Raw genomic sequence first — 7,567 nt, forward strand, 5'->3', positions numbered from 1 at the left:
GGTAGGCGCAATGCTCTACGTCCATCTGCCTGCTCCGGTGTGGGAATGACCAAGCTGGATCAGACTGCCGCTTCTGCATTTTGGCAGTTCTCGCTGGATGTATACGCCAGGCCGCAAGTGGCTGAATTGTGCTTGGCCTTGCAGGATGAGCACAATTTCGATGTCAACGCGGTGCTTTTTTGCCTCTGGTCCGCACAGCGCTCAGCTGCGGCGCTCAATCAGTCTGAGATCGGCGAGGTTCTGCTCAGAATTGCACCGATTAATGAAAATCTGGTTCACCCGGTGCGAGGTGCCCGACGCTGGGTGCGTCGATACATCGACAAAGTAACGGACTCGGAGGAAGCACCCGAACTGACGGCGCTTTACGCAGCGTTGAAGGCAGTTGAGCTGAAATCAGAGGGTCAGGTCCAGTCGGCGTTAATCGATCTTTTGCGGCCAGCCTCCGTGGATCATCAAACCTCGCCGGAAAGCGCGGCACATGCAAGCCTCGAAATCTACCGCCGGGCGATTGCCGCTCACGAAGCGGCTACTATCTTGCTGACGCAGCTGGTCGTCAGGGCGTTCGCGCCCGATGCGGAGCCGAAGATTTCGCAGACCTGAAAAAGTCGAAACTTCCCTCGATCTCAAAGTCGTTATGTTCGGGCTGGCCGAAGGGCATTTCTCGATGAGGTCGTGCCTAAAAGTCGAATGCAGTTAGTCGAACGCGAGATCGGTACGTACGATCCGCGAGGGTAGCCTGAACGTCACATCGAATACTGATCGCCCTTCTACAACCCCTCGGAGATACAGGCGCGTGTACCTACCAAGCATTTGGGCCAAAAAGGGTTTAGGTAATCATTGCTCGTAGGTCATGCCGCTCTGGCGATCAAGCCAAGGTCCGCGCCGTACCAGATAGAGCGGGAAGGCAAAACAGGTACCAAGAATTGAAAAAAGGGCGAACGCAACGCCCGTGCGGGTTCCCAGACAAAATGCGCCGGGGTTCTGCAATGACCCAGCCTAGGAACACGCCCCAGATGTAACGGACGATTTTGTAGTGTTCCTAGTCGGCTTTATATTCGTTTCTGCTTGGCCGGTTTCCTGGATGATTGTCCTGAGGCGGGGTTCTTTTCTCTCGGTTGGTCAAGCGCCTGCTATCGCGGTAAGATCGCAGGACTAGGGTCCCTCAAGGATAAACGCCGTGCTGGAGGAAGCTGCAAGCCTCATGGGGGCCAGTTTCTGATATTCGTCGGACCGATACCAGTCCTGAGCCTGCTTGAGGGTTTCAAACCGGATTATGACCGCCCCGTTTGGAGGCGATCCTTCCAGTATTTCGGCCACGACCGGCCCGGCCATGAAAGAAACGCCCTGCTCCGCAAGGAGTTCTCTTGCCTGTTCCTTATACTGGTTCATCAGCGTCGGATCCGAAATCGCACCTGTCACAACTACGACGTAGGCAGCCATATTATTTTCTCCTTGTCAAAGGGGTTCGGCCGTATTGCCTGCTATGCTGTTTCTGATGATCGAAGCCAACTATGGCAATTGGACCTTGAAGGCGGACATGCCGTAGAGGTCATACATCTCCTGCCAAAAATTGGTTGCGTGAACTGGCGGAGGAGAGTATTTCATCCAATAGTTTGGGACTGCTACGCCTAAAATTGTGCTTGCTCCGGTTGATTATCTCGCTACTGCTTACGCCATCGCCCAGCGAGTAAAGGGCTCCTTAACACAGCCCCTTGCTTAAGCCGCGCTGATGCGCAGCAATGTTGCTCGACTCTTTTCCCAGTTTGGAGGAAAGCAGGTGAAATCACTGATTGCAGCCACAAATGTCAAATTGGATGATCATGGATTACGAGAAAAAAAAGGCAATTGAAACCTCGGTAAAAGGATCTGAGGAAAATTATAATCCAAGAAAATCAATCCAATCGGTCGAAATCGGGGTACGAGTTCTGTTGGCATTGGTGAAGACCGGTGAAGGGGAGGGGGCTTATCTGCGGGAAGTGGCAGACAATTCGGGTCTGTCTCGCAGCCAAGCCCATCGCTATTTGCTCTCTTATGTTAACACCGGAGTAGTCGCGCAAGACCAAAAGACCGGACAATATTCTTTGGGGAGCCTCATGGTACGCTTGGGTTTGGCGGCGATAGCACGACTCGACACTGTACGGATAGCAACCGAGCACTTGGATACTCTACTGGTGGAGATGAAAACTACAGGTTTGCTGTCCGTGTGGGGCGATTACGGGCCCACGATCATTCGTTGGATCGATGGTGGAATGCCGCTGTTCACATCGCTGCACACGGGATCGGTCTTGCCATTGCAGACGTCATCGACCGGCATACTCTACCTAGCGCATTGTCCCCCTGAACAGACTAGGGAACGGATCGACAAGGAGCGTGCTGAAGGGATTGTCGTCGATGACGTCGAACTTGCCGCCCTGATTGACGAGGCCAGGCGGGTGGGTTTCACGCGGAGCTACGGGACCGTCGTGCCGGGCCTATCGGCGGCATCAGTGCCAGTCCTGGATTCGCAAGATCGCTTGGTCGCGACAATGAGCGTTCTATCCCGCTCAGAACAGAAAGCGTTTTTCAGCAAGGCCAAGATTGAGAGATTGATCGAAGTAGCGCACAGCGCAAGTAGGGCGATCGGCTGGCGGGGCTAGCCTCGATGGCTTAGGTCATTGGGCATGGGGCACATAATACAGGCAGTCGACCCAAAAAAGGAAAGGAAAAGACAGCCGGTTGGTTCAAAACCGCATCGCGGGACATAGCATCCACGCGGGCCAACCTTCGATGAAAATCAACATCCTGACGACCGATATCGGCGGCACCATCACGACCGATGGCCTGACAAGGGCAATTCTGAGCAAATTTCCGCTTGGGCTCATACTAGAGCGTTTTGATCGCAACGAGAGTCGATTTGGGATTCCCAAATCGGTCGAAGTCTGATTCGATTCCTTCTGTCGGAGCGACTGGAGGAGGGTATGGGAAAGCCTTTGGATACGGATCTGCGCCGCCGCGTGGTTGCGGCGATCGAGGATGGTATGTCGACGGGTGCGGCGGCTGAGCGGTTTGCGGTCAGCAAATCCCTTATTTTTCTACTACTTAATTACAAATAGAATAGTAACCGTCCGGCGTTGACGCCCTTGACCTGATCAGGCTTTCCAGTTCCAGGGCAGCAGCTCATGGATTTGGGTGATCTTGTGGTCAGCGATCCGGGAAAGGACATCGCAGAGCCAGGCTTGTGGATCGACGTCATTGAGCCTGGCGGTCTCGATGAGAGTGTAGGCGATGGCAGCGGCATGTCCTCCGCCCTCGGAGCCTGCAAACAGCCAGTTTTTACGCCCGATAGCCAGGCCCCGCATGCCGCGCTCGGCGGCATTGTTGTCGATCTCCAGGTGGCCATTCGAGAGATAGACCTCGAGCCTTGGCATGCGTGTCAGGGCATAGCGGATGGCCTTTGCCAGGTCTGACTTGCCGGAGATCTTTGGCAGTTCAGATTGCAGCCAGCTGATCAGGTCATCGAACACCGGCCGGGCTTTTGCCTGGCGTATTTCAACACGTGTGTCTGGCGGCTGGCCGCGGGCTTCGGCTTCGACCGCGTAGAGCGCCGCAATGCGCGCCACCGCTTCGGTTGCAACAGCTGAACCGGTCGCCTTGGCGATGTCGAAGAACTTGCGTCTTATATGGGCCAGACAGGCGACTTCGGTGATCCTGCCGGACCGGTAAAGTTCTTCGAACCCTGCATAGCCATCGGCATGCATGAACCCGGAGTATCCCTTCAGGTGCTCTGCGGGGCGGATGCCTTTGCGGTCCATACTGAACCGGTAGAACGCCGCTGGCGGTGCGACCGATCCGTGAGGTCTCTCGTCACGCGCATAGACCCAGACCCTGCCGGTCTTTGTCTTGCCGTTGCCGGGCGCGAGAACCGACACCGGTGTATCATCAGCATGGATCGCAGCGCCCGCACGCACATGCTGCCCAATCGCCTCAGCCAGCGGCTCAAGCAGTGCTGTCGACTTGCCGACCCAGTCGGCCATTGTGGAGCGCTCGAGATCGAGCCCTTCCCGGGCATAGATCTGGCTCTGCCGGTAGAGTGGCAGGTGGTCGGCATACTTAGAGACGAGGACATGCGCGAGCAGGCCCGGGCCGGGGCGACCGCGTTCGATCGGGCGACTGGGAAGCGGGGCCTGGTGGAACCGGTCACAACAGGTGCAGGCCATGCGGGGGCGCACATAGCGGTTCACCAGGGACTGTCCTAAATTTTGTGCTCGTGGCCTTTTTCATTATCAGACCACGAACCTGTCACCGAAGATGACAGCGAACTGGGTCTTTGCCTCGAACCATTCACGCGGGGGCCGTTTCCATTCCTGGGCAGCGTGATTGAGAACCAAGTATAGCAGCTTCATGGTGGCCTCGTCACTCGGGAAGTGACCGCGCGTGCGAACGGCCCGCCGGAGCTTTGAGTTCAGGGCCTCGATCGCATTGGTCGTATAAATGATCCGGCGGATCGGCTCACTGAAGGCAAAGAACGGGATCACCTGTTCCCAATGGCGTCGCCAGCTTTGCGCAATAGCAGGGTATTTCTGCCCCCAGGGCCCTTCTTCGAAGGCTTCCAGGGCGACCAGACCCGCCTCTGCATTTGCGGCGCGATAAACACTCCGCAGGGACTGGGCGATGGCCTTGCGGTCTTTCCAGGATGCAAAGCCCATCGAGTTCCTGATCAGGTGAACGATGCAGGTTTGCACGACAGTTTGCGGAAAGACTGCATTGATGGCTTCGGGAAAGCCCTTCAGCCCGTCGACAACAGCAATCAGGATATCGCCAACACCTCGATTTTTCAGCTCATTCATGACCCTGAGCCAGAACTTTGCCCCCTCGGTCTGCTCGATCCAGATGCCGAGGATTTCCTTGGTTCCGTCGGGCAGGATACCGAGCGCGATGTAAACCGCTGTAGCGCGACATTCTGGATGAGAAGCGAGCGTCAATCAGGATGAGAATCTGGAGCCGCGATTTTTGAATGATTGCGTCAAAGATTGACGCTTGCAAGAGGTTTGTCAGTTTGATTGTCGCGGCGCGTCAATCAGGCATGATATTGTTGGTGGTTGCGAACGCGGCGGGCCTTCCTGGTCCCTTTCGTCGCTCAACGGCCTGTCGGCGCCGATAGCTTTCGACATTCATCTCGAATATTGTTGCGTGGTGAACGAGGCGATCGACGGAGGCGAGTGTCATGGCGGGATCGGGGAAGACCTTGTTCCATTCCCCGAACGGTTGGTTGGCTGTGATCAACATGGACCGGCGCTCGTAGCGTGTGCTGATGAGCTCGAAGAGGACGCTGGTCTCGGCCTGATCCTTGGTGACGTATGCGAAATCATCGAGGATGAGCAGATCGAACTTGTCGAGTTTTGCCAGGGCGTTCTCGAGAACGAGATCTCTACGGGCCTGTTGCAGCTTCTGGACGAGATCGGTGGTTCGAGTGAACAGAACCCGGTATCCGCTCTCGATGAGCGCGAGTCCGATCGCCGAAGCGAGGTGGCTTTTGCCGGTTCCGGGCGGTCCGAACAGAAGCAGGTTTGCGCCTTTGCCCAGCCAGATGTCGCCCGCGACAATGGCCATGACCTGAGCCTTCGAGACCATCGGCACGGTGTCGAACTCGAATGTGTCGAGCGTTTTTCCAGGCAGGAGGCGGCCCTCTGCGAGATGCCGCTCGATGCGGCGGCGATCACGTTCGGCCAGTTCGTGCTCAGCCAGTGCGGCGAGGAAGCGGGCGGCGGGCCAGCCTTCCTTGTCAGCCTGGTCTGCGAACTTTGGCCAGCTGACCTTGGTTGCAGGCAAGCGCAGCTCGTTGAGGAGCAGGCTGAGCCGGGTCGGGTCTGTCGCGGAGTTCTTCATGCTCCTTCTCCCGTCGCCAGCGCAGGTGTGGAGCCGATGAGCGCTTCATAGGCCTGAAGCGGCTCGAGGCGGACGACGACATTGGGCAGGCTGGCGGCATCAGGCGCAAAGCGGGTTCGCAGACGGCCCATGTCAGGCAGGTCGCCAGTACCCAGACAGATCGACAACTCTTCAGCCAGTTCGCGCTCGCAGCCGCGTTCGTGGGCGAGACCAAGCAGCTCGACCATGATCTGGCACGCCTGGCGCTCGGTCAAACGATCGACGAGGAGGTCGAAGGTCTGCCTGTAGGCTTCACGTGGGAACAGCTGGTCGCGGTAGACAAGCCGCATCAAGGCCATCGGTTTGCGCTTCAGGGCATGGATGACGTGTCGGTAGTTGACGACCTGATCATGCTTGCCGGAAGGCGAAGCGCGCCCGCGCGGCAATGTCATGAGATGTGTGCTGCCGATGAAGACGTCGAGGCGGTCGTCATAGAGGCGCACGCGCAGGCGATGACCGATGAGACGCGAGGGCACGGTGTAGAAAACTTTGCGCAGGGTGAATCCGCCTGAGGATGTGACCCGCACACCGAGTTCCTCAAAGTCGGCGCTACGCTGCTCGGGCAGTTGCCTGAGCTCACTTCGCTCTGCGTCGATGCGTCTGGCATTGCGCGCGTTGCGGCGGCTGACGATCTCGTCGACGAAACCGCGATATGCAGTGAGGGTGTCGAAATCGCGCGCCCCCCGTAGCAAGAGGGCATCCTCGATCGCGCGTTTGAGGTGGCCGTGCGGGCCCTCGATGGCGCCGTTCTCGCGGGCGATGCCGGCATTGTTGCGCGAGGCGACCATGCCATAATGGGTGATCATCTCGTCATAGCGGCGGGTCAGGTCCTCGCGCGCCTCCTTGCCCAGATTACGGAAGGCCGCCGACAGGCTGTCCGTGCGGTGCTCACGCGGCACCCCGCCCAGCGACCAGAGTGCGTTCTGCAGGCCTTCTGCCAGGGCGACGAAACTCTCCCCACCGAGTACGACATGGGCGTGTTCAAAGCCGGAATAGGCCAGCCGGAAATGGTAGAGCCGATGGTCCAGAACCTGGTGGGTAATCGTGATGCCGAGTGCGGCCATGTCGGTGAAATCCGAAAGCCCCAGCCGGCCGGGTTCCTGCACCTGGCGGAAGATGACGTCCTGCTCCTCGCCATGAATGGCGCGCCAGGCCCGAATGCGACGCTCAAGCGTGCGCCGTACGCTCTCACCCAGATCAGGATGACGCCGGATCAACTCCTCGAAAACAGCCACGGGCCGGAGGCCCGGCGCTGCCTGCAACATCGGCACGACTTCGGCATCGAAAATGCCGGCCAGGGGATCAGGGCGCCGGCGGCCGCGCGCCTCGGTCTTCTGTGAAGGCGGTCTTGGATCCTTCTCGATCCGATAGGCGGTTGCCGGGCTGATCGACGCCTTCGCGGCGGCAACGGCTATCGGGTAAGTCTTCCTGTACGTCATATAGAGCCTCATCTGATGGTCGGTTATGTGGCGGCCGGGCAAGATGCGATCCCTCCGAATGGAAAATCGCCAGCTTACTCCACCGACCGCGAGCACCAGAAAGTCCTGAAAAACTTACGCTTCGGGGCAGGAACTCCAGTCGGGCTACGCCCTCCCTACGTTCCCGCCCCGAAGCGTTCTCATCCCGTTTGTCGCGCAACTCTCATCCTGATTGTCGCGCTGCA

General features: G+C 58.2%; 7 protein-coding genes and 2 pseudogenes. 4 read left to right on the forward strand and 5 right to left on the reverse strand.

Going from position 1 to position 7,567, the window contains the following annotated elements; genetic code table 11:
* Nucleotides 1-45 precede the first annotated feature (45 nt).
* Nucleotides 46-600: a TIGR02444 family protein gene (locus D1227_RS14115; RefSeq protein WP_051625083.1), complete on the forward strand. Its 555-nt coding sequence runs from the start codon at nucleotides 46-48 to the stop codon at nucleotides 598-600.
* Between the two features lie 552 nt (nucleotides 601-1,152).
* Here D1227_RS14115 and D1227_RS14120 read toward each other — a convergent pair.
* Nucleotides 1,153-1,440 carry a DUF1330 domain-containing protein gene (locus tag D1227_RS14120; protein ID WP_035541254.1) on the reverse strand — a complete coding sequence of 96 codons (288 nt, stop codon included), beginning with the start codon at nucleotides 1,438-1,440 and terminating at the stop codon, nucleotides 1,153-1,155.
* 380 nt (nucleotides 1,441-1,820) lie between these two features.
* Here D1227_RS14120 and D1227_RS14125 point away from each other — a divergent pair, with 380 nt between their 5' ends.
* The 3 genes from D1227_RS14125 to D1227_RS20360 all read left to right on the forward strand — a co-directional run bounded on the left by D1227_RS14125 (nucleotide 1,821) and on the right by D1227_RS20360 (nucleotide 3,092).
* Nucleotides 1,821-2,636: an IclR family transcriptional regulator gene (locus D1227_RS14125; protein ID WP_119405097.1), complete on the forward strand. Its 816-nt coding sequence runs from the start codon at nucleotides 1,821-1,823 to the stop codon at nucleotides 2,634-2,636.
* Between the two features lie 130 nt (nucleotides 2,637-2,766).
* On the forward strand, nucleotides 2,767-2,922 hold the full coding sequence (locus D1227_RS19960; protein WP_156950542.1) for a hypothetical protein: 156 nt from the start codon (nucleotides 2,767-2,769) through the stop codon (nucleotides 2,920-2,922).
* A gap of 35 nt (nucleotides 2,923-2,957) precedes the next feature.
* Entirely contained in the window at nucleotides 2,958-3,092 is a 135-nt protein-coding gene (locus D1227_RS20360; protein ID WP_267896851.1) for a hypothetical protein, read from the forward strand.
* A 36-nt stretch (nucleotides 3,093-3,128) separates the two neighbouring features.
* On the opposite strand, the pseudogene tnpC reads toward D1227_RS20360, so the two are convergent.
* The 4 genes and pseudogenes from tnpC to istA form a co-directional block, all read right to left on the reverse strand.
* Nucleotides 3,129-4,232 (reverse strand): annotated as a pseudogene (gene tnpC, locus D1227_RS14130) (IS66 family transposase); the annotation flags it as partial.
* 30 nt (nucleotides 4,233-4,262) lie between these two features.
* A pseudogene (locus D1227_RS14135) lies at nucleotides 4,263-4,934 on the reverse strand (IS256 family transposase); the annotation flags it as partial.
* Nucleotides 4,935-5,052: 118 nt separating this feature from the next.
* Nucleotides 5,053-5,865 carry an IS21-like element helper ATPase IstB gene (gene istB / locus D1227_RS14140; protein ID WP_119404655.1) on the reverse strand — a complete coding sequence of 271 codons (813 nt, stop codon included), beginning with the start codon at nucleotides 5,863-5,865 and terminating at the stop codon, nucleotides 5,053-5,055.
* Nucleotides 5,862-7,385 (reverse strand): IS21 family transposase, encoded by a 1,524-nt coding sequence (istA, locus tag D1227_RS14145; protein ID WP_035542056.1) that lies wholly within the window; start codon nucleotides 7,383-7,385, stop codon nucleotides 5,862-5,864. Before istA ends, istB begins: the two co-directional genes overlap by 4 nt.
* Nucleotides 7,386-7,567: the final 182 nt, after the last annotated feature.

Source organism: Henriciella mobilis (assembly GCF_003576315.1).
GTDB lineage: Bacteria > Pseudomonadota > Alphaproteobacteria > Caulobacterales > Hyphomonadaceae > Henriciella > Henriciella mobilis.